General features: G+C 72.2%; 18 protein-coding genes. 10 read left to right on the top strand and 8 right to left on the bottom strand.

The annotated features are described in order from the left end of the window. The first annotated feature begins 40 nt into the window (after positions 1 to 40). On the top strand, positions 41 to 742 hold the full coding sequence (hisH, locus tag DVK06_RS10855; RefSeq protein WP_121600287.1) for an imidazole glycerol phosphate synthase subunit HisH: 702 nt from the start codon (positions 41 to 43) through the stop codon (positions 740 to 742). Between the two features lie 22 nt (positions 743 to 764). Here hisH and DVK06_RS10850 read toward each other — a convergent pair whose 3' ends face one another. The 4 genes from DVK06_RS10850 to DVK06_RS10835 all read right to left on the bottom strand — a co-directional run bounded on the left by DVK06_RS10850 (position 765) and on the right by DVK06_RS10835 (position 3,978). Then, positions 765 to 1,778 (bottom strand): aldo/keto reductase, encoded by a 1,014-nt coding sequence (locus DVK06_RS10850; RefSeq protein ID WP_121600286.1) that lies wholly within the window; start codon positions 1,776 to 1,778, stop codon positions 765 to 767. A 153-nt stretch (positions 1,779 to 1,931) separates the two neighbouring features. Further along, positions 1,932 to 2,075 (bottom strand): zinc ribbon domain-containing protein, encoded by a 144-nt coding sequence (locus DVK06_RS10845; RefSeq protein WP_121600285.1) that lies wholly within the window; start codon positions 2,073 to 2,075, stop codon positions 1,932 to 1,934. Positions 2,076 to 2,137: 62 nt separating this feature from the next. After that, on the bottom strand, positions 2,138 to 2,893 hold the full coding sequence (locus DVK06_RS10840; protein ID WP_053772474.1) for an ABC transporter permease: 756 nt from the start codon (positions 2,891 to 2,893) through the stop codon (positions 2,138 to 2,140). After that, positions 2,890 to 3,978, bottom strand: a complete 1,089-nt coding sequence (locus DVK06_RS10835; RefSeq protein WP_121600284.1) for an ABC transporter ATP-binding protein — start codon at positions 3,976 to 3,978, stop codon at positions 2,890 to 2,892. The genes DVK06_RS10840 and DVK06_RS10835 overlap by 4 nt, the downstream gene beginning before the upstream one ends. 110 nt (positions 3,979 to 4,088) lie before the next feature. Between DVK06_RS10835 and folP the strand changes: the two genes are divergently transcribed. The 4 genes from folP (at position 4,089) to DVK06_RS10815 (ending at position 10,339) form a co-directional block, all read left to right on the top strand. Then, positions 4,089 to 6,707 carry a dihydropteroate synthase gene (gene folP, locus DVK06_RS10830; protein ID WP_121600283.1) on the top strand — a complete coding sequence of 873 codons (2,619 nt, stop codon included), beginning with the start codon at positions 4,089 to 4,091 and terminating at the stop codon, positions 6,705 to 6,707. Between the two features lie 91 nt (positions 6,708 to 6,798). Further along, positions 6,799 to 8,283, top strand: a complete 1,485-nt coding sequence (locus tag DVK06_RS10825; RefSeq protein WP_121600282.1) for a bifunctional oligoribonuclease/PAP phosphatase NrnA — start codon at positions 6,799 to 6,801, stop codon at positions 8,281 to 8,283. A 76-nt stretch (positions 8,284 to 8,359) separates the two neighbouring features. Next, positions 8,360 to 9,094 (top strand): bifunctional 2-polyprenyl-6-hydroxyphenol methylase/3-demethylubiquinol 3-O-methyltransferase UbiG, encoded by a 735-nt coding sequence (locus tag DVK06_RS10820; RefSeq protein WP_121600281.1) that lies wholly within the window; start codon positions 8,360 to 8,362, stop codon positions 9,092 to 9,094. Between the two features lie 174 nt (positions 9,095 to 9,268). Then, positions 9,269 to 10,339 carry an NAD(P)/FAD-dependent oxidoreductase gene (locus DVK06_RS10815; RefSeq protein WP_053772478.1) on the top strand — a complete coding sequence of 357 codons (1,071 nt, stop codon included), beginning with the start codon at positions 9,269 to 9,271 and terminating at the stop codon, positions 10,337 to 10,339. A 474-nt stretch (positions 10,340 to 10,813) separates the two neighbouring features. Here the strand turns inward: DVK06_RS10815 and ilvA are convergent, their stop codons facing one another. Continuing rightward, positions 10,814 to 12,025, bottom strand: coding sequence for a threonine ammonia-lyase (gene ilvA, locus DVK06_RS10810; protein WP_121600280.1), 1,212 nt, complete (start codon positions 12,023 to 12,025; stop codon positions 10,814 to 10,816). A gap of 267 nt (positions 12,026 to 12,292) precedes the next feature. After that, on the bottom strand, positions 12,293 to 12,700 hold the full coding sequence (locus DVK06_RS10805) for a gamma-glutamylcyclotransferase (RefSeq protein WP_121600279.1): 408 nt from the start codon (positions 12,698 to 12,700) through the stop codon (positions 12,293 to 12,295). A gap of 129 nt (positions 12,701 to 12,829) precedes the next feature. Between DVK06_RS10805 and DVK06_RS10800 the strand changes: the two genes are divergently transcribed. The 3 genes from DVK06_RS10800 to DVK06_RS10790 all read left to right on the top strand — a co-directional run bounded on the left by DVK06_RS10800 (position 12,830) and on the right by DVK06_RS10790 (position 15,831). Beyond that, entirely contained in the window at positions 12,830 to 13,915 is a 1,086-nt protein-coding gene (locus tag DVK06_RS10800) for an ATP-binding protein (RefSeq protein ID WP_121600278.1), read from the top strand. A 29-nt stretch (positions 13,916 to 13,944) separates the two neighbouring features. Continuing rightward, positions 13,945 to 15,381, top strand: a complete 1,437-nt coding sequence (locus DVK06_RS10795) for an MATE family efflux transporter (protein WP_121600277.1) — start codon at positions 13,945 to 13,947, stop codon at positions 15,379 to 15,381. Positions 15,382 to 15,453: 72 nt separating this feature from the next. Next, positions 15,454 to 15,831, top strand: coding sequence for a group 1 truncated hemoglobin (locus DVK06_RS10790; RefSeq protein WP_121600276.1), 378 nt, complete (start codon positions 15,454 to 15,456; stop codon positions 15,829 to 15,831). 50 nt (positions 15,832 to 15,881) lie between these two features. On the opposite strand, the gene DVK06_RS10785 is transcribed toward DVK06_RS10790, so the two are convergent. Further along, positions 15,882 to 16,193 carry a hypothetical protein gene (locus DVK06_RS10785; protein WP_053772484.1) on the bottom strand — a complete coding sequence of 104 codons (312 nt, stop codon included), beginning with the start codon at positions 16,191 to 16,193 and terminating at the stop codon, positions 15,882 to 15,884. A gap of 47 nt (positions 16,194 to 16,240) precedes the next feature. Next, positions 16,241 to 17,803, bottom strand: coding sequence for an alpha-isopropylmalate synthase regulatory domain-containing protein (locus DVK06_RS10780; protein WP_121600275.1), 1,563 nt, complete (start codon positions 17,801 to 17,803; stop codon positions 16,241 to 16,243). Between the two features lie 300 nt (positions 17,804 to 18,103). On the opposite strand from DVK06_RS10780, the gene DVK06_RS10775 reads away from it, so the two are divergent. Beyond that, positions 18,104 to 18,625: a cupin domain-containing protein gene (locus DVK06_RS10775; RefSeq protein WP_233561665.1), complete on the top strand. Its 522-nt coding sequence runs from the start codon at positions 18,104 to 18,106 to the stop codon at positions 18,623 to 18,625. Positions 18,626 to 18,696: 71 nt separating this feature from the next. Continuing rightward, a complete protein-coding gene (locus DVK06_RS10770) occupies positions 18,697 to 19,998 on the top strand; it encodes an RNA-guided endonuclease TnpB family protein (RefSeq protein WP_121600274.1) in 1,302 nt (433 codons plus the stop codon). Positions 19,999 to 20,115 lie beyond the last annotated feature (117 nt).

Below are 20,115 nucleotides of genomic sequence, written 5' to 3'. Positions count from 1 at the left end.
GGATGGAAACTGACTTCCACCGCGGTCGCGAACCGAAACCATGGACGAATCACCAACGGACGCCGAGGTGTCCGTCGCGCTCGTGGACTACGGGCTCGGGAACCTCCGGTCCGCGACCCGCGGGCTGGAGCGCGCGGGCGCGTCCGTCGAGATCACCGACGACCCCGAGGCGTTCGCGGCCGCCGACGGCGTCGTCCTCCCCGGCGTCGGCGCGTTCCGTGAAGGGATGGAGAACGCCGGGCCGCTGCGCGAGGCGCTGACCGACCACGCCGAGGCGGGGCGCCCCCTTTTCGGGATCTGCCTCGGGATGCAGATGCTCCTCACGACGAGCGAGGAGGCCGACCACGCGGGCGAAGGCGAGGTGACGGGGCTCGACCTGATCCCCGGAACCAACGTCCGCTTCGAGGTCGACCGGAAGGTGCCGCACATGGGCTGGAACGAGCTCGAAGTCGAGCGCGACCACCCGATCGTCGACGGCGTTGACGGGGCGGAGGAGTCGGGGGCGGACTCGGCCGCCGGCGGGTCCGTCGACGGCGAGCACGCCTACTTCGTCCACTCCTACTACGCCGCGCCGGACGACGCCGACGCGGTCGTCGCCACCGCCGACTACGGGGTCGACTTCCCGGCGGTCGTCGCCAACGACGCGGGCAACGTGTTCGGCACGCAGTTCCACCCCGAGAAGAGCGGCGAGACGGGACTGACGATCCTGCGGAACTTCGTCGACTACTGCGCGGAACGGTAGTCGGCGATCGCGTCCGCTCCGCTTAGAGCTCGTCGTACGGGCCGGGCTTGGCCGCGGTCAGGCGGTCGACCTGCTCGTCCGAGAGGTCGATCGTCGCGGCCGCGAGGTTCTCTCGCAGCTGGTCGACGGTCCGGGCGCCGACGATCGGGGCCGTGACGCCGTCGCGGTGCGAGAGCCACGCGAGCGCGGTCTGCGCGGGCGAGGCGCCGACTTCCTCGGCCACGGCGTCTAGCTCGTCGTGGACGTCGAAGTTCGGCTCGGTGAGGTACGCCTCCTGGAACCGGCTCGACTCCGCCGCCTTCGAGTCGCCGGGCAGGTCGGCGTCGCGGTCGTACTTCCCGGTCAGGAAGCCCTGTCCGAGCGGGCTCCACGGGGAGACGGCGAGGTTCCGCTGGCGCGCGAACTCCAGGTACTCCCCCTCGATCTCGCGGTCGACGAGGTTGTAGCGCGGTTGGAGCACCGTGAACGGCTCCCAGCCCTCGCTGCGGGCGATCTCGTTGGCGCGGGCGACCTTCCAGGCGTTCGGGCGGAGCGTCGAGGCGCCGAGGTAGTGGACCTTCCCGGACTCGACGAGCCCGTTCAGCGTCTTCATCAGCTCGCGGGCCGGGGTCTCGTCGTCCCAGCGGTGGATGTAGAGGACGTCGACGTAGTCGGTGCCGAGCCGGTCGAGCAGGGCGTCGACGCGGTGGCGCACGTTCTTGCGGTTCGTCCCGCGGCTGTTCGGGTCGCCGTCGCGGATCTGCCAGTACACCTTCGAGGCGACGGTGTAGCGCTCGCGGTCGCGCTCGGCGAGCCAGTCGCCGATCCAGCGCTCGCAGTCGCCGCCGCCGTACACGTCGGCGGTGTCGATGTACCGCCCGCCGGCGGTCTCGTAGGCGTCGAGCAGCTCGTGGGCGCGCTCCTCGTCGATCTCAACGTTCCCCGCCTCGGTCACGCGGCCGAACCGCCACGTGCCGAACTGGAGCTCGCTCGTCCGCAGGCCGGTCCGACCCAGCGGCACGGTTCCCAGATCGATCTCGTCGAGTTCGGGCGTCATCGCCGAACGGTTGTCGCGGTCGACGCAAAAAGGCTCAGCAACCGGATGCGATGTGCGAACGCGTGGCGGTCGCGGGGGCGGGACGGCGGTGGGAGCGTCGCTCCGGTTTCCGACGGGGCCCGGCGTCGAACCGACGCCACCGGATCGCGGCGGTCACTCGCACGTCACGGCGAAGTCCTCCTCCGCCGCGGCTGCGGTACACACCGGACAGCCGGCGTCGAGGATGGTCTCCCGCATCGCGTCGTTGACCTCGATGGTCTGCTCGCAGTCCGGACAGGTGAAGTGAACGGTGGTCAACGCTTACCCTCTCGTTCCCCCCGGATGCGGTCTGCGGACATAAATGGACGGTTCCGACCGGCTCACTCCGTCCGCGGTACCGCGTACGCGCCGACAGCGAGGAAGACCGCCGCGAGCGCGGTCAACACGAGGAGGTCGCCGGCCCACCGACCGCCGGTGAAGGTGATCGCCCGAGCCCCGCGCGCGAAGTACGTCAGCGGCGAGGCGGCGACCGCGGGCAGGAACCACTCCGGCAGGAGCGAGGGGGTGACGAACGTCTCGGAGAGGAAGAGCAGGGGAAGCGCGACCGTGTTGCTCGCGGCGATCACGCCGTCCTGCGAGTCGGCAAGCGCGCCGAGGACGGCGCCGAGCCCGCAGAAGAGCGCGACCGCGACCGCGACGAAGACCGGCAGGGCGGCCAGCGACGGCGAGACCACGAGCGTCGCGTCGGTCACCGCAACCACGAGGCCGAGGATGAGCAGGCTCGCGGCGCCGATGATGCCGACGTTGACGAGCGTGTGCGCGACGAGCCACTCGGCGCGGGAGAGGGGCGTGGTCGCCAGCTTCTCGAACCGCCCGCCGTCGCGGTGGCGCGCGATCTCGGAGCCGACCCGCGACAGCGGCGTGAACAGGACGACGACCGCGAGGTAGCCGGGAATGTAGTAGCCCGCCGGCTCGGCGAAGAGGCCGCCGCCGGTCGGCTGCGTCCGCACCAGCGCGCCGAAGATGACGACGAGGATGACCGGGAAAAAGAAGGTGAAGAACACCGCGGTCCGGCGCCGGGTGAACGACCGCGCCGCCGCGACCGCCTCGGTCCCGATCCGCCCGAGCCGGGTCATCGCTCGCCCCCGTCGGGCGCCGCGTCGTCTGCTGCGCGACGCCCGTCGCCGACCGCCACGGTCGGTCCCCCCTCGGCTCCCCGCCGCGCGTACTCCTCGCCGGTCAGTCGCAGGTACACGTCTTCCAGCGACGGCTCCGACCACGACAGCGAGTCGAAGGCGACCCCGGCGCCGTCGAGCGCGTCGACGGCCGCGCCGATCGCCTCGGGCCGCACGCCGCGCACCCGGATCCCCCCGTCTGTCGCCTCGACGGTGGGGTCATCGCCGAGTCGCTCGCGGACGCCGGCCGCGACCGCCGCGACGGTCTCGTCGGTCGCCGGCCCCGCGGTCGCGGCGTCGAGCCGCGGCGCGCCGCCGTGTTCCGCGACCAGCCGGTCCGGCGCCCCGCTCGCGACGACCCGCCCGTCGCGGAGCATGGCCACGCGGTCGGCGAGCCGCTCGACCTCGTCCATCGCGTGGCTCGTGAGAAAGACGGTCGTCCCGCCGGCCGCGAGCCGCTCGATCAGCCGGTGGATCGCCCGGCGACCGGCGGGGTCGATCCCCGTCGTCGGCTCGTCGAGGAAGAGGAGGTCCGGGTCGTTGACGACCGCGGTCGCGACGCAGGTGCGGCGCTTCTGCCCGCCCGAGAGCGTCTCGTACCAGGCGTCGGCGTCGTCGGCCATCCCCACGTCCTCGAGGACCGCCTCGGTGTCGCGGGCCGCGTCGTAGAGGCCGCCGTAGTAGTCGACCAGCTCGCGGGCCGTGAGCCGCGCGGGCGGGTCGAACGACTGCGGGAGCAGCCCGACTCGGGCGGGGTCGACCTCGCGAGGCGGCGCGCCGAACACGCGGAGGTCGCCCTCGGCCTCGGTCGTCCCGGTGAGCGCGCGCACCAGCGTCGTCTTCCCGGCGCCGTTGGGGCCGATGAGCCCGAACACCTCGCCGGCGGCCACGTCGAGGTCGACCCCGTCGAGCGCGTCGACCTCGCCGTACGCCTTCCGGACCCCCTCGCCGACGACGACGGGGTCGCCGGCGGGCGCGTTCGAGTTCCCCGCGTCCGCCCCGGCGGTCCCGCTCCCGCCCGCGTCGACGGTCGCTGTCTCGTCCATGCGACCGAGTCCGGCCGCCGCGCGCGTAAGGGTTGCTTTTCGGCCGACGCGGTCGCCGGGGCTCGGTCAGGTCCGTCACGCCTAAGCGACGCGCTCCCGACCTACGGCGTATGTACTACCACGAGGCGGCGGCGTTCCTCTTCGACCTCCGCCGCTTCTCGGTCAAGCCCGGGACGGAGCGGGTGGAGGCGCTGCTCGCGCACCTCGGGGACCCGCACGAGGAGGTCCCGTTCGTCCAGATCGCCGGCTCGAACGGGAAGGGCAGCGCGGCGCGGTTGACGGAGTCGGTCCTCCGCGAGGCGGGGCTGTCGGTGGGCCTCTACACCTCGCCGCACCTCTCGGCGCTCGCCGAGCGCGTCCGGATCGACGGCCGGCGGATGACCGAGTCGGCGATCGCCGACTTCGTCGCGGAGGTGCGCCCGTGGCTGGTCGACCGCGCGGCCGCCGGCGAGCCGCTCACCTTCTTCGAGGTCGTGACGGCGATGGCGGTGCGGGAGTTCGCGCGCCGCGAGGTCGACGTGGCGGTCTTGGAGGTCGGCCTCGGCGGCGAGTACGACGCGACGAGCGCGGTCGACCCCGTCGCGACCGCCGTCACGAACGTCTCCCTCGAACACACCGACGTGCTCGGCGACACGATCGGGGAGATCGCCCGCACGAAGGCCCGGATCGCCCGCCCCGACGCGCCGTTCGTCACCGCCTGCGAGGGCGAGGCCCTGGACGTGGTCCGCGAGGTCGCCGGCGAGGCCGGCGCGCCGGTGACGCGGGTGACCGGCGACGGCGACGCCGACGACGCGGGCTCGGCCGACGAGGGTGACCCCGGGGACGAGACCGACGACTCGCCCGCGCTCGCCGCGACCTACGAGGGCCGCGTCAGCGCCACAGACGCCGCGGTCTCGCTCGCCGGCGAGCGAGAGGGGACCTACCGGATCCCGCTCGTCGGGCGTCATCAGGCCGCGAACGCGGCGGTCGCCGTCGCGCTCGCGGACCGGACCGCGGCGGCGCTGGGGACCGACCTCCCCGACCGCGCCGTGCGCGACGGGCTCGCGCGGGCGACGTGGCCGGGGCGGTTCGAGGTGGTCGACACGGCGCCGCTGACCGTCCTCGACGGCGCGCACAACCCCGCCGCCGCCCGGACGCTCGCCGCGACGCTCGACGAGTACGACTACGACGACCTCCACCTCGTGTACGCCGCGATGCACGACAAGGACCACGCCGAGACGGCGGCCGGGCTCCCGGACGCGGCGACGGCGGTCACCTGCCGCCCCGCCATCGACCGCGCCGAGGACCCCGCCGTGCTCGCGGCCGCGCTCCGGTCGGCGGGCGTCGACGAGGTGACGGCCGGCGACGACGTGGCGGACGCGCTCGCGACCGCGACCGACCGCGCCGCCGCCGACGACTGCGTGCTGCTCGTCGGCTCGCTGTTCGCGGTCGCCGAGGCCCGGGCGGCGACCGTCCGGACCGTCCGCTCGCGGACGGTCCGGGGGCCCGACGACGCGGCGCACGCCCTCGACGCGGCCGGCGTCCCGCCCGAGGGCGTCGCGGCCCACCGGGACGGCGTCGACCACCGCGTCCTCACGCTCCGGCTGCGCGGCGACCGGGCCGAGCGCGTCGCCAGCGAGGCCCGAGCGGTCGGCGGCGACGCCGCGCTCGGGGGGCTCGGGGCGGACGAGGACCGCGGGGCCGCCGGCGAGCAGGTCCCCGTCACCGTCGCGGGCACGGTCGCGGAGCTGCGCGCGCTCGTCGACCGCCTCGACGCGGCCGACGGGGGCGGGCTCGGCGGCGTGGCGGCCGACCTCGCGGCGGCGGCCGGGATCGACGCATGCGGACCCGGCGGAACGGAGGGCGAGGGCGACGCGGCCGCCCCCGACGCCCCCGACTACCCGTGGACCGACCGCACCGCGGTGATGGGCGTGCTCAACGTCACGCCGGACTCGTTCCACGACGGCGGGCGCCACGCGGACCTCGACGACGCGGTCGCGGGCGTCGAGCGGATGGTCGACGCCGGGGTCGACGTCGTCGACGTCGGCGGAGAGTCGACCCGCCCGGGCGCGGAGCCGGTCCCCGTCGAGGAGGAGATAGAGCGCGTCGTGCCGACGATCGAGGCGATCCAGTCGGTGCCCGCGGTCGGGTCCGGCGAGGTGCTGGTCTCGGTCGACACGCGCAAGCCCGCGGTCGCCGAGGCGGCGCTCGACGCGGGCGCGGACGTCATCAACGACGTGACCGGGCTGGAGGACCCCGAGATGCGCTCGGTCGTCGCCGACGCCGACTGCCCGGTGATCGTGATGCACAGCCTCGACGCGCCGGTCGACCCGGACGCCGACCCCGAGTACGACGACGTGGTCGGCGAGGTCGTCGACGCCTTACGCGAGCGGCTGGCGCTGGCGGACACGGCCGGCATCGACCGCGACCGCGTTATCGTCGACCCCGGACTCGGCTTCGGGAAGTCGCCGGCGGAGGACTTCGAACTGCTCGCCCGCTGCGGGGAGTTCGCGGCGCTCGGCTGCCCCGTCCTCGTCGGCCACTCGCACAAGTCGCTGTACGGCGCGGTCGGGCGCGACGCCGACGACCGCGAGCACGCGACGGTCGCCGGCACCGCGCTCGCCGCCGACCGCGGCGCCGACATCGTCCGGGTCCACGACGTGGCCGAGAACCGCGCCGCGGTCGACGTCGCCGCCGCGGTGAACGGGGCGCTCCGCGGCGGGGGCGACCCCGCGGAGGACGGGGAGTGACCCGGGACCGGCGCGCGGTCGGGCGCGACGCCGACGGTCGCTCCCGCCGCGCCGACGGCAGCGTTTTGCCTCGCGGTCCCGTCGCGTCCCTATGACCCGGCGCCTGCTGCTCGGCTGTAGCGCGGTCGGGAACGCGCTCGTCGAACACGCCCGCGACGGGCGCGGGGGGCGCGACGACATGGTGGCGATCACCGACGACACCGGCTGGGTGTCGACGCTGCGCGACCGCAACGTCGCCACCGTCGAGGCCGACCCGACCGACCCCGGGACCTACCCCGACAGCGCCGGCGTCGTGCTGATCGCGAGCGACGACGCCGAGCGAAACGTCGCCGCCGCGCGCGCCGCCCGGGAGCGGTACCCGGAGGCGCTGATCGTCGCGCACCTCGGGGCGGCGCCGACGGACGAGCAGCGCGCGGCGGTCGAGGCGGTCGCCGACCGCGTTGTCGACCCGGTCGAGGCGGTCGCCGACCGCGTCTTCGCGGCGGTCGGCCTCGACGACGCCCCCGACCCGAACGCGGAGTTCGCCGCCGCCGACGGCGCCGAGAAGCCGGCCCGGCTGCTCGCGGCGCTCCGGGGGCTCTCGGGGCCGCTGCTCGTCGTCGCCCACGACAACCCCGACCCCGACGCCATCGCGAGCGCGCTGGGACTGGCGCGGATCGCGGCGTCGATCGGCGTCGAGGCCGACGCCTGTTACGGCGGCGAGATCGCTCACCAGGAGAACCGCGCGATGGTGAACCTCCTCGACATCCGGCTCCGGTCGTTCGACGAGATCGACCTCGACGCGTACGGGGGCGTCGCCTTGGTCGACCACTCCCGCTCGGGGATCAACGACAGCCTCCCCGAGGGCCACCCGGTCGACGTCGTCGTCGACCACCACCCGCCGCGGGGGCCGGTCGCGGGGTCGTTCGTCGACATCCGTCCCGGGGTCGGCGCGACGAGCACGCTCATCTCGGAGTACCTCTCGCGGTACGGGATCGCGCCGGAGCGGGACCTCGCCACGGCGCTCCTCTACGGCATCCGGATCGACACGAAGGACTTCACGCGCGCGACCGCCACCGACGACTTCGAGGCGGCGGCCGCGCTGCTCGCGCACGCCGACGAGTCGACGCTCGAACGCGTCGAGAGCCCGAGCGTGAGCCCGGAGACGCTGCGCGTCCTCGCGGCCGCCATCGAGAACCGCGACGTGCGGGGGTCGGTGGCGGCCTCCTGCGTCGGCGAGATCGCCGACCGCGACGCGCTCGCGCAGGCCGCCGAGCGGCTCCTCGACCTGGAGGGCGTGACGGTGACGTTCGTCTACGGATACACGGAGGGTGTCATCTACGGCTCCGCCCGCGCCCGCGGCGCTGACCTCGACGCGGGCGAGCTGCTGCGCGACGCGCTCGACCCCGTCGGCTCCGCCGGGGGCCACGCGGCGATGGCCGGCGCGCAGGTCCCCCTCGGCATCCTGAGCGAGGTCTCGGAGTCGGAGTCGCTGGCGGACGTCGTCGAGGCGTTCGTCGCCGGCCGGTTCTTCGAGGCGCTCGACGACGCGCCGACGCAGCCCACCGGGCTCCCGCCCGAGTTCCCGACCGATTGACCGCACGGGACCGACGAATGGGACGGCGTCGCACGGCGCCGTAACGCATTCGACGCCGGCCCGCGACGCGCCCGCCATGCCCGACGGTCTCTACGACGAGCGCCCGCGGCTGTACGACGCGATCCAGTCCGAGTGGGACTACGACCGCGACGTCGCCTTCGTCCGCGGCACGCTCGCCGACCGCGGTGTCGACCCCCACCGCCTGCTGGAGGTCGGCTGCGGCACCGGCGAGCACACGCGCCGGCTCGCCGCCGGCGGGCTCGACGTGACCGCGATAGACGTCCACGAGGGGATGCTCGGCGTCGCGCGCGAGAAGTGCGCCGACCTCGACGGCGACGGCACCGCCGAGTTCCGCCGGACGGGAATTCCCGACCCGGACCTCGGCGGCGCCGGCCCGTTCGACGTGGCCGTCGCGATCCGCGGCGTCGTGAACCACCTCGCGCCCGCGGACCTCGACCCCGCGCTGGCCGCGCTCCGCGACCGCCTGCGGCCGGGCGGCGTCCTCGTCTTCGACAACTCCCCGCTGCCGCCCGAAGGGAACCGCCCCGGGCTCGACGTGGGCCGCGACGCGGACGGGGCGGTCGAGTACGTCCGCGTCGCGCACCACGTCGCGACCGGCGACGGCCGCCTCGACTGGCGCGCGGTGACGTTCACGCCCGACGGCGACCCCTTCGTCGACGCCCGTCGGATGACGCCGTTCGCCGACGAGCGGATCGCCGACGCGCTCGCCGCGGCCGGGTTCGACGAGGTCGATACCGTCGACGGCTACGGCCCCGACGACGACCGGAGCGTGTTCGTCGCGGTGCGGTAGGTGTGAGTCGCGGTACGGTGGCGCGGTCGTCGCGGTGCGGTGGCGCGGTCGTCGCGGTGCGGTGGCGCGGTCGTCGCGGTGCGGTGGCGCGGTCGTCGCGGTGCGGTGGCGCGGTCGTGCGGGAATCGCGCAACGGTCGCAACGTACATACGGCGCGCCGGCGAACCGGATTACATGACCGACGACATCGTCGAACACCGTCGACTCATCATCGCCGGCACCGGTATCTCGGGGCTCTCGGCGGCGATCTACGCCGCCCGGTCGAACAACGACCCGCTGCTCATCGAGGGCGACGAGCCGGGCGGCCAGCTCACGCTGACGACCGACGTGGAGAACTACCCCGGGTTCCCCGAGGGCGTCTCCGGGCCCGGCCTGATCAACGACATGAAAGAACAGGCCGAGAAGTTCGGCGCGGAGGCCCGCAACGGCGTCATCGAGGACGTCTCGAAGGAGCCCGCGGGGCACTTCCGCGTCGCGCTCACCGACGGCGACGCCTACACCGCCGACGCCGTCATCGCCGCGTCGGGCGCCAGCGCCCGGACGCTCGGCGTCCCCGGTGAGGAGGAGCTGATGGGATACGGGCTCTCGACGTGCGCGACCTGCGACGGCGCGTTCTTCCGCGGCGAGGACATGCTCGTCGTCGGCGGCGGCGACGCCGCGATGGAGGAGGCGAACTTCCTGACGAAGTTCGCGGACACGGTGTACGTCGCCCACCGGCGCGAGGAGTTCCGCGCCGAGGACGTGTGGATCGAGCGTACGATGGACGCCGTCGAGGAGGGCGACATCGAGCTCCTCCTCAACACCGAGCTCACCGAGATCCACGGCACCCCCGAGGACGGCATCGATCACGTGACGCTCGTCGAGCATCCCGACGGCCACCCGAAGGAGAAGCTCGACGACCCCGCGACCGCCGACGAGGTCGACGAGTACGACTTCGACGTGGGCGCCGTCTTCTACGCCATCGGTCACACGCCGAACACGGACTTCCTGGAGGGGACCGGCATCGAGACCGACGACGACGGCTACCTGATCACCGAGGGCGGCCGCGGCGGCGGGCAGACCCGGACCGGCGTCGAGGGGCTGTTCGGCGCCGGCGACGTGGTCGACTTCCACTACCAGCAGGCGGCCACCGCGAGCGGCATGGGCGTGAAGGCCGCGCTCGACGCCGACGAGTACCTCTCGGACCGCGAGCGCGCCGGCGAGCTGTACGAGGGCGAGGTCGACGCCGCGGCCGCGGACGACTGATAATCGCGTAGTTCCGCGGTTCCTTATGTATCACCGTTGGGTCTCGCTTTCGGGGTCCGACGACTGATAGACCGCGGGTCGACCGTTCATTTATAAATAACCGGCTGTGAATCGGCGGCGAACGATTTCAAAGCCCCAGCCGCTCGCTTATACATCGCTGACCGTAGATCGACGGCGAACGGCTTCAAAGCCCCAGCCGTGAGGACTCGCGCGGCTTGCTGTGCTCCTCGCTCAGTCGCTTTGCTCCTTCGCTGCGGTGCTTACTGCGCCGGGCTTCGTCCTCACGGCTGCCCCTTTGAGTCCCACCCGACAGCGACCGCACAGCACCTCACGCCTCCCCAGCCTCGCGGCTCGTTCGGGGCTCCCTGCGGTCGCCCCTCACTCACCGCGTCCCTCGCGCGTGCGGTTCGCGGCCTGTCGGCCGCTCACCGGCACGCGCCACCGCCGTTCCGCTTATGAAAAGTCGCCGCTCGTTCAGGACAGAATCTCCACGTCGTACCCCTCGGCTTCGAGCGCGTCGACGATGTCGGCGGCGTGTTCCGCGTCGTCCGTCTCTAATTCCAGTTCGAGCTCGGCGGCGTTGACGGCCACGTCGCGGGAGGTGCGGTCGTGGTGGACCGCGTACACGTTCGCGCCGGTGCGCGCGACGATGCTGGAGACCCGCTCCAGCTCGCCGGGCCGGTCCTTCAGGTCGATCGTGATCTTGAGGTACCGGCCCATCTGGACGAGGCCGCGCCGGACCACGGTCCCGAGGCGGTTGAGGTCGATGTTGCCGCCGCAGAGCGCGGCGACGACCGTCTCCCCGTCGTCGTACTCGAAGGCGTCCGAGAGGACGGCGGCGAGCGCGACCGCGCCCGCGCCCTCGACGAGCGTCTTCGCACGCTCCAAGAGCAGCGTGAGGGCCAAGGCGATCTCGCGGTCGTCGACGGTGACGACCTCGTCGACGTACTCCTCCATGACCGCCAGGGTCTCCTCGCCGATCGACCGCGTCGCGATCCCGTCGGCGATCGTGTCGACGCTGTCGATCTCCGCGACCTCGCCCGCTTCGAGCGACTTCGCGGCCGAGGCGGCGCCCTCCGCCTGGACGCCGACGACCCGCACGTCGGGGACCTGCTCTTTGATCGCGACCGCGACCCCGGAGATCAGGCCGCCGCCCCCGATCGGGACGACGACGGTGTCCAGGTCGGGGCAGTCGTCGACGATCTCCAGGCCGAGCGTCCCCTGGCCGGCCATCACGACGGGGTCGTCGAACGCGTGGACGTAGGTGCGCCCCTCATCGCGCTCCAACTGATGGGCGTACGCCTGCGCCTCGTCGTAGTCGACGCCCTCCAAGCGGACGCTCGCGCCGTATCCGCGGGTCGCCTTCACCTTCGAGACGGGCGCGAACTTCGGCATCACGACGGTGGCGTCGACGCCCGCGCGGCTGGCCGCCAGCGCCACGCCCTGCGCGTGGTTGCCGGCGCTCGCGGTGACGACGCCGGCCTCCCGCTCCGCCGCCGAGAGGGTCCGGATCCGGTTCATCGCGCCGCGGATCTTGAACGCGCCGGTCCGCTGGAAGTTCTCCAGCTTGAGGTGGAGGTCGGCGCCGCTCATCTCCGAGAAGGACCGCGACCGTTCGAGGGGCGTGTGCCGGGCGACGTCCGAGACGCGCTCGCGCGCCTCCCGGATGTCGGCGAGACTGAGCATGCCACCCCGTCGCCGCGCCGACCGCTAATCGGTTCCGGTCGGACGCGACGGGGCACGCGGCGCGCGACCGCCGCGTCGCGGTCGCCGCGCGGGCCGACGCCGCCGATCCGGCCCGCGGGTGCGGGTCGACGGCGCGGTCGCTCGCGGTGGTAAAGGGGGGAATGCACGCGTGTGACGTGCGAGTGAAACGAGGCGACGAGAATACAAAAAGGTGAGGCTACCAGAGCGAAAGTGAAACCGCACGACTGCGGCGCCGTCATCCGCCCGTCAGACGGGATCTCGGGGGGTCAGCCGCACCCGCACGTCGCGGTCGTCGAGCACCGATCGGACTCGTCCGGCGAACGGGCCGGACCCCGGCCACGTCGCGTCCGCGTCGAGGCGGTCGGGGTCGCCGACGTACACCGCGGCGGTGTCCGGGTAGTCGTCCGGGGCGTCGAGCGGCACGGCCTCGCGGACGTACAGGCCGCCGTCCACGTCCTCGTACGCGTCGAGCGCGTCGACCGCCTCCGTCCGGAGGAGCCGCCCGGCGGTCTCGCCGCCCGGCGCGAGCGTCGGGTACCGCCCCTCCACGAGCCGGAGGCCGTCGAGGGTCGCCGGTCCGACGAAGACGAACGAGTCGACGACCTCGGCGACCCGCTCCGGTTCGGTCAGCGTCCCGTACACGAAGACGTCCATGAGGCCCGTGGGTCGCTCGCGGGTTTCAACGTTCGGACGAGTCTCCCGCCGCGGCGTCGATTCCTCGCACGGCGCTCCGCCGCTCGGCGATCCACAACCGTTTTACTCGTTTCCTCGGTTCGATAGGTAATGTCGACGCTGCGCGGCCACCACGCGGTGTCCCTGATCGGGGCCGGTCTCCTCGCCGCCGCCGCGGTCCACCACGTCACCGAGATCGGCGCTATCGGGACCTCCGCGGGGCCGCTGCTGGCGTTCGCGCTCGACGGCGGGATCGCGGTGACGGTCCTCGTCGCGAGCCGCCGGATCGCCCGCAGAGATCTCTCGCCGGCGGAGGAGTGGCGCGTCGCGCGGTGGACCGCCACCGGGACCGTCCTCGCCGTCGCCGCCTTCGCCGCGACGCTCGCCGTCCGCGCCTTCGAGGGGCGGCCGCTCGTCGAGCCGGCCTTCCCGATGCTCGTCGCCGCCGGCGTCGGGGGGCTCGGCGGCGCGGTCGCGGGCTACTACGCCGTCCGCCAGGCCCCGGAGGCCCGGCGCGCCCGCGACGCGGTCCGCGCCGTCTCCTTCGTCAACCATCTCCTGCGGCACGACCTCCGCAACGACCTCTCGACGATCCGCGGCTACGCCGACCTGCTCGACGGCGACGGGGAGGGAGCCGACCACGCCGCGACCGTGGCCTCGAAGGCCGCCGAGGGCCTCGACCGCATCGAGGCGACGAGCGCGGTCGCGGACGCGATCCTCGGCGACGCGGACTCCAGCCGCGTCGACCTCGCGGAGACGACGCGGGGCGTGCTGGCGAGCGTGGCGGACGACGAGTCGGTGACGGTCGAGGCCGACCTCCCGGAGGCGGCGCCCGTCGCGGCCAACGACGGCGTGCGCTCGATCGTTCACAACCTCGTCGAGAACGCGATCGAACACGCCGGCTCGGCGGTCACCGTCCGCGTCTCGGTCCGGGTCGACGGCGACGCCGGCGAGGTCGCGCTCGTCGTCGAGGACGACGGCTCGGGGCTCCCGCCGGAGATCCGTGACGGGTCGTTCTTCGCCGACGAGCCGTCGGCGGCGGACCCGAACGGCGGCGTCAGCGGCCTGCGGCTGGCCGCCACGCTCGCGGGGGCGTACGGCGGGTCCCTCACCCCCGGCGAGTCGCCGCTCGGCGGCGCGCGGTTCGCGGTACGGCTCCCGCACGCACCGGCCGACTCGACCGGCTCCGACACGTAAAAACCGCGGGCGACCGTCCCGGACGACAGATGGACTTCCCGCGGCTGCGGCGCGTCTGGAGGCGCGTGTTCTCGCTCGCGTGGCCCGTCATGGCCGAGCAGACGTTCCGCACCGCGATGCGGACGACGGACATCCTCGTCACCGCGCTGTTCTCGCCGGCCGCCGTCGTCGCCATCGGCCTCGCCGACCTCTACGCTCGGTTCCCGCTGCGGATCGGGCTCGGCCTCGGCGGCGGCGCCATCGCGCTCTCCTCGCAGGACACCGGCGCGGGCGCGGCGGAGAACCGCGACGAGGCGGTGACGCAGGCGATCCTGCTCGGCGCGCTCGCCGGGGTCCCGTTCGTCCTCTTCGGCTTCCTCTTCGGCGAGTTCGCGATCGGGGTGTTCGGCCGGCTCGTCGGCGAGCGCACCTCGCCCGCGGTCGTCGACCTCGGCTCGACGTACCTCGCGATCGTGTTCGCCACCGCGCCGGCGCGCCACGTCGCCCTCGTCGGCGCCCGCGCGCTCCAGGGGACCGGCGACACCCGCACGCCGATGTACGTCAACATCGCGGCCAACTCCGTCAACATCGCGGGATCGGTCGTCCTCGGGCTCGGACTGTTCGGGCTCCCGCGGCTGGAGGTCCTCGGCGTCGGCCTCGCGACCGCGGGCGCCAACGTGCTCACGGCCGGGCTGCTCTGTTTCGCCATCTGGGGCTCGTGGACCGACGCGGAGTTCGCGTGGCCGCGCGACCTCACGATCGCGAAACAGCTCCTCGTCGTGAGCGCGCCCCGCGTCCTGGAGGGGTTCGGCTCCGAGATCGCGGAGTTCCCGTTCAACGCGCTCCTCTTAGGCTTCGGCGAGACGGTCAACGCCGGCTTCCAGATCGGCCGCCGCGTCTACCAGCAGGTGACCGGCCCGCTCTCGCGCGGCTACAACGTCGCGGCGTCGGTGCTCGTCGGCCAGGCGCTCGGCGAGGGCGACCCGGAGGCCGCGCGGTTCAACGGGTGGGCCGTCGCGGGGCTCGGCGTGCTCACGGTCGGGTCGATCGGGCTCGGGCTCGTCGTCGCCGCGCCGCGGATCGTGCCGATATTCACCGACGACGCGGCGACGGTCGCGTCCGCCGTCGACTTCGCGCGGGTGTACGGCGTCGCCGGCGCCGCCCTCGCCTGCTTCTCCGCGCTCTCCGGCTCGCTCCAGGGCGCCAGCGAGACGCGGATCCCCCTCGTCGCGCGCGTCTCGGCCATGTTCGGACTGTTCTTGGGCCTCTCGTGGGTGCTCGGCCGCACCGTCGGCCTCGGCCCGACCGGCGCGTACGTCGGGGTGTCCGCGGCCTACGCCTGGATGGCGCTCGTCGTCGCCGCCGGCTTCCGCCACACGGGCTGGGCGGGCCGGGCCGCGGACATGATGGACGCCCGCGGGTCCGGACCGGGCGCCGACCCCGACGCGGCCGCCGGCGACGGGTCGCGCGCGGACGATTCGCCGTGAGGCGCCGCGCCGCGGGATGAGCGCCCGCCTCCGCAGGGGAACAGTGATACGGCCGGCGTCCGTCACCGACGTATGTCGAACGAGACGCTGTACGAACGCCTCGGCGGCGAACCGGCCATCGGCGCGGTCGTCAACGAGTTCTACGACCGGGTGCTCGACGACGACCGGGTGAACCACTACTTCGACGACGTGGACATGGCCGACCAGCGCTCGCACCAGACCAAGTTCCTGAGCGCCGTCACCGGCGGGCCGATACAGTACGAGGGCGAGGAGATGGCGACCGCCCACGAGGAGCTGGCGATAACCGACGCGGAGTTCGAGGTCGTCGCGACGCACCTCGACGAGGCGCTGCGGGCCTTCGACGTCGACGACGCCGACCACGAGGCGGTGATGGAGGCGGTCGCCGGGTTCGAGGACGACGTCGTCGGCAGCCCGGGCGGAGACGAGTAGCGGCGAGCGAAGGGGGTAGCGCCGACCCGCCCGCGGGCGGGGACCGCGGATCAGGGCTCGCCGCCGAGCGACTCCTGCTCGGAGCCCGGGTCGCCCCTGAGCCGCCGACGCCGCTTGTCGTACGCCGCCTCCAGCTTCGCGTTCGTGGCCCGGGAGACGAGGTAGCAGTCCGCGTCGCCGTCGTCGCGGGGGTGCGCGCTCGCGACCCAGACGTGGCCGTCGCCGGCCGAGAGGTCGTCCGCCCACCGCTCGGCGGCCGCGCGGCTCTCGAAGGCGTGACGCGGCCCGTCCTCGAAGACGAGCCGACCCACCTTCGCGTTCCGCTTGCGCGCGGACGGCTTGATCGCGACGACGACGCTCACATCCCGGGATCGGACGCCATCGGTAAAAACCTCGTCAGACGCCGGCGTCAGTCGTCGGCGACGGCGCCCGGCTCGGCGTCCGCGGCGTCGGCCTCGGCCGCGAGCAGGCGGTCGAGCCCGTCGACCATCCCGACGACGCTCGCCCGGGTGATGTCCGCGTCCGACGCCGAGACGCTCACCGAGCGGTCGCCCCGCGAGAGGTCGACCTCGACGGTGACGACCGCGTCCGTGCCGCCCGTGATCGCGTCGACGTGATAGGAGTCGAGGTCGAACGCGACGCCGCCGTCAGCGCCGTCCTCGCCGCTCCCGTCGCCCGAAAGCGCCGCGCGGACCGCCTCCAGCCCGGCATCGACGGGTCCGGCGCCGGTGCCGGAGGCGACGCGTTCCTCGTCGCCGACGCGGAGCCGCACCGAGGCGGTCGGGAGGTTGCCGCCGGAGGTCGCCGAGAGGTCGACGAGCTCGACGTGGCGCTCGCGCTCGCGGCCCCGCACGTCGTCGGCGATGGCGAGCAGGTCGGCGTCGGTGACGCGCTTCCCGCGCTCGCCCAGCTCCTTGACGCGGGCGACGACCTCGCGCAGCTCGTCGTCGTCGACCGCCACGTCGTGCTCGGCGAGCGCGGCCTTCACGCCGGCGCGGCCCGCGTGCTTGCCGAGGACGAGCCGGCGCTCGCGCCCGACCGTCTCCGGCGGGTACGGCTCGTACATCGTCCCGTCCTTCAGCGTCCCGTCGGTGTGGATCCCGGACTCGTGGGCGAAGGCGTTGGCGCCGCAGACGGCCTTGTTCGGCGGGAGCGCGACGCCGGTCGCCTCCGAGACGGTCCGGCAGAGCCGGTAGAGCCGCGAGAGGTCGACGGTGTCGACGCCGTACGACTCGCCGAGCGCGATCGCGACCTCTTCGAGGGCGACGTTGCCGGCGCGCTCGCCCACGCCGAGGACGGTGCCGTGGACGGTGTCGGCGCCCGCCTTCAGCCCCGCGTGGACGTTCGCCAGCCCGAACCCGAGGTCGTCGTGGGTGTGGAGGCTCGTCGGGCCGAGGTCGGCGAGCCGCGAGACGACCCGGGCGGTGCGCTCGGGGTCGGCCGCCCCGACCGTGTCGCAGTAGCAGATCCGGTCGGCGCCGGCGTCGAGGCCGGCGCCGAGCAGCCGTTCGAGGTAGTCGAGGTCGGCCCGCGAGCCGTCCTCGCCGAGCACCTCGACCCACAGCCCGTGGTCGTTCGCGTACTCGACGAGCTCGACGGTCGTCTCGACGACCTCGTCGCGGGTCGAGCCCACCTTCGTCTCGACGTGCTTGTCGGAGGCGGGGACGACGAGGTTCACGCCGTCGACGCCGCAGTCGAGCGCGTGGTCCACGTCGCGTTTCACCCCGCGGGCGAAGCTCGTCACCGTCGCGTCCAGCCCCTCGTCGGCGACGCGCCGGATCGCCTCGCGCTCGCCTTCCGAGGTACACGCCGAGCCGGCCTCGATCAAGTGGACGCCCGCGGCGTCGAGCTCGCGGGCGACGCGGACCTTCTCGCCGGGCGTCAGCGAGACGCCCGGCATCTGTTCGCCGTCGCGCAGGGTGGTGTCTAACAGCTGTACCTCGTCGAGGTCTGTGAGCGGTGTTCGGGTCAAAAGGGAGTCCGTCGGCTCTGCGGTGGTCTCGGGGTCGGTGCCGCCGCGGGGCGGTCGTGCCCCGTCGTCGTTATCGCCGGAGAATTTCGCGGCCAGCCGCCGCGAGGCGACTTCCTCTATCCTCCGAACGATCGCGAGTGTCTCGCGTCATTCGTGCCCATGCGGACGATACACACACGTATAAACTGCCGGGTCGCGTCAGGTTTGACCGAGCGATCGTCGCCGCGAGGCGGGGATACGCCGACGGATCCTCGGCGCGGCCGCCGACAGCGTTAGGGGCGTCCCCTGCGACCGGCCCGCATGGAGCGAGTCGCGGTCGACGACGTCGACGTCGTCACGAACCCCATGGGCGTCCACGACATCCGAAAGCCGGTCTCGCGCGCGCTCGGCACCGACCACGTCGCGATGAACTACTTCGAACTCGCGCCCGGCGACGCCTTCTCCGGCGGCCTCCACACGCACGACGACCAGGAGGAGGTATTCTACGTCCGCTCGGGCACCGCGACGTTCGAGGTCGGCCGCGACCGCGAGCGCGTGACCGTCGGGCCCGACGAGGCGATCCGCTTCGCCCCGGGCGAGTTCCAGTCCGGGTTCGTACCCGCAGACGCTGACGAGGAGGTGGTCGCCTGGGCGATCGGCGCGCCGGGCGCGCGCCACGACTGGGACCAGATTCGGTCTGTGGTCGAGTGCCGCGAGTGCGGCGGCGAGCGCGTCCACGACACGGAGCTCACCGACGAGGCGCGGTTCCGGTTCACAGAGCAACAAGCGGAAGCCCACGGCTTCGGTTGTGGGAAGTTCGACATTCTTCGTAACATACTATGAGCGATCACGGTCTTACTCTTAGGCATCAGCCATAGACATTATGAACAAAAAGATGAAAATGTGAAATACAGATGGAGGATGTAATCCGCACCGTCAAAATCAAACTTGATGTCCCCGACGAGCGGTGTGATGACCTCCATCAGACGAAGGAGCAGTTCCTCCATTGTGCGAACACGACCGCAGCGTGGGCGTGGAGACACCCAGACGAACACTGTGTCACTTCGAAGCAACAAGCCGAAACCGCGCTCTATGAGAGACTTCGAGAGGAAACAGCGCTGACGGCGAACCTCGTTCAAAAGGGAATTCGACGCGCTATCGAAGCCACAAAAAGCGGTGTTGCTCGACTCAAAAAAGGCGAAGCCACTAGCCAACCACACTTCGACGCATGGAGCGTCGTTTACGACAAACGGTCCGCGACGTTCTCCCGTGACCACGTCTCCCTTTCCACGGTAAACGGGCGCGTCGAGTGTGAGTACGTACTTCCCGACGATCCCGTGGGAACTCCGATTGACAAGTACCTGCGGAACGAGGACTACGAGTTCCGGATGTCTACCCTCCAGTATGATCGCCCGACCGAATCGTTCTACCTCCATGCGCGAATGCGCCGCACCGAACGCGACGAGTTCGAGCGATCCACGGCTGCTTCAGATACCAAGCACAGAACAGTCCTTGGCGTCGATCTAAACGTAGATGGCTCGCTCGCTGTGACTTCAACCGGTTCGTTCATCGGGAATGCCGACGAGATGAACCATCGCCGCCGCGAGTTCGAGAAGACCCGCGGATCGATGCAACAGACGGGTACGCGGTCGGCGCACCTGTCGATCCAGTCGATAGACGACCGTGAACACCGCTGGATGCGGGACGAACTCCACTGTGCTTCGAACCAGATTCTTGACGAAGCTCGCGACCACGGGTGTACGCACATCGCATTCGAAGATCTGACGGATATTCGTGATCGGCTGGCCCGTGCGAAGCGATTTCATGTGTGGGCGTTCCGCCGTTTGTACGAGTACGTCGAGTACAAAGCCGAGCTGCTCAATATTGAGGTTGAACCGGTGAGCCCGGCGTACACGAGCCAGCGGTGTTCAAAGTGCGGTTTTACCCACGAGAGGAATCGGCGCTCAAAACACCAGTTTGCGTGTCAGAAGTGCGAGTACGAGCTGAACGCCGACTACAACGCGAGCAAGAACATTGCTCGGAAACTCCTCAAACGTCTCCGCTCGGGGCAAATGTCTTCGAGTGGAGGCGCACCCTGTCAGTGTGCGCTAAAGTCAGGGACACTGAACCTGAACGGCGAATTTATCGCCTCCGTCGGTTCGACGGCAGAAGGGGAGTCCACTGACAAACCCACGTGTGAAGTCGTGGGTGACTGACCTGTACCGACTGCGTCACCTCGCTTTCATCCTGAATGCGGCAGCAAGCCGTCGATCGAACACGCTGTTCGGAATCCTTTGTGTCACGCCGTCTTCTGTTGTAAGGTAAATCACAGC

Source organism: Halorubrum sp. Atlit-28R, assembly GCF_003665955.1.
GTDB lineage: Archaea > Halobacteriota > Halobacteria > Halobacteriales > Haloferacaceae > Halorubrum > Halorubrum tropicale.
This window is presented reverse-complemented; position numbering and strand designations above follow the sequence as displayed.

Bases quoted from the DNA above. Each gene is read 5' to 3' on its own strand.
- hisH (WP_121600287.1), top strand. From the start codon at position 41: ATGGACGAATCACCAACGGACGCCGAGGTGTCCGTCGCGCTCGTGGAC.
- DVK06_RS10850 (WP_121600286.1), bottom strand. From the start codon at position 1,778: ATGACGCCCGAACTCGACGAGATCGATCTGGGAACCGTGCCGCTGGGT.
- DVK06_RS10840 (WP_053772474.1), bottom strand. From the start codon at position 2,893: ATGACCCGGCTCGGGCGGATCGGGACCGAGGCGGTCGCGGCGGCGCGG.
- DVK06_RS10835 (WP_121600284.1), bottom strand. From the start codon at position 3,978: ATGGACGAGACAGCGACCGTCGACGCGGGCGGGAGCGGGACCGCCGGG.
- folP (WP_121600283.1), top strand. From the start codon at position 4,089: ATGTACTACCACGAGGCGGCGGCGTTCCTCTTCGACCTCCGCCGCTTC.
- DVK06_RS10825 (WP_121600282.1), top strand. From the start codon at position 6,799: ATGACCCGGCGCCTGCTGCTCGGCTGTAGCGCGGTCGGGAACGCGCTC.
- DVK06_RS10820 (WP_121600281.1), top strand. From the start codon at position 8,360: ATGCCCGACGGTCTCTACGACGAGCGCCCGCGGCTGTACGACGCGATC.
- DVK06_RS10815 (WP_053772478.1), top strand. From the start codon at position 9,269: ATGACCGACGACATCGTCGAACACCGTCGACTCATCATCGCCGGCACC.
- ilvA (WP_121600280.1), bottom strand. From the start codon at position 12,025: ATGCTCAGTCTCGCCGACATCCGGGAGGCGCGCGAGCGCGTCTCGGAC.
- DVK06_RS10805 (WP_121600279.1), bottom strand. From the start codon at position 12,700: ATGGACGTCTTCGTGTACGGGACGCTGACCGAACCGGAGCGGGTCGCC.
- DVK06_RS10800 (WP_121600278.1), top strand. From the start codon at position 12,830: ATGTCGACGCTGCGCGGCCACCACGCGGTGTCCCTGATCGGGGCCGGT.
- DVK06_RS10795 (WP_121600277.1), top strand. From the start codon at position 13,945: ATGGACTTCCCGCGGCTGCGGCGCGTCTGGAGGCGCGTGTTCTCGCTC.
- DVK06_RS10790 (WP_121600276.1), top strand. From the start codon at position 15,454: ATGTCGAACGAGACGCTGTACGAACGCCTCGGCGGCGAACCGGCCATC.
- DVK06_RS10775 (WP_233561665.1), top strand. From the start codon at position 18,104: ATGGAGCGAGTCGCGGTCGACGACGTCGACGTCGTCACGAACCCCATG.
- DVK06_RS10770 (WP_121600274.1), top strand. From the start codon at position 18,697: ATGGAGGATGTAATCCGCACCGTCAAAATCAAACTTGATGTCCCCGAC.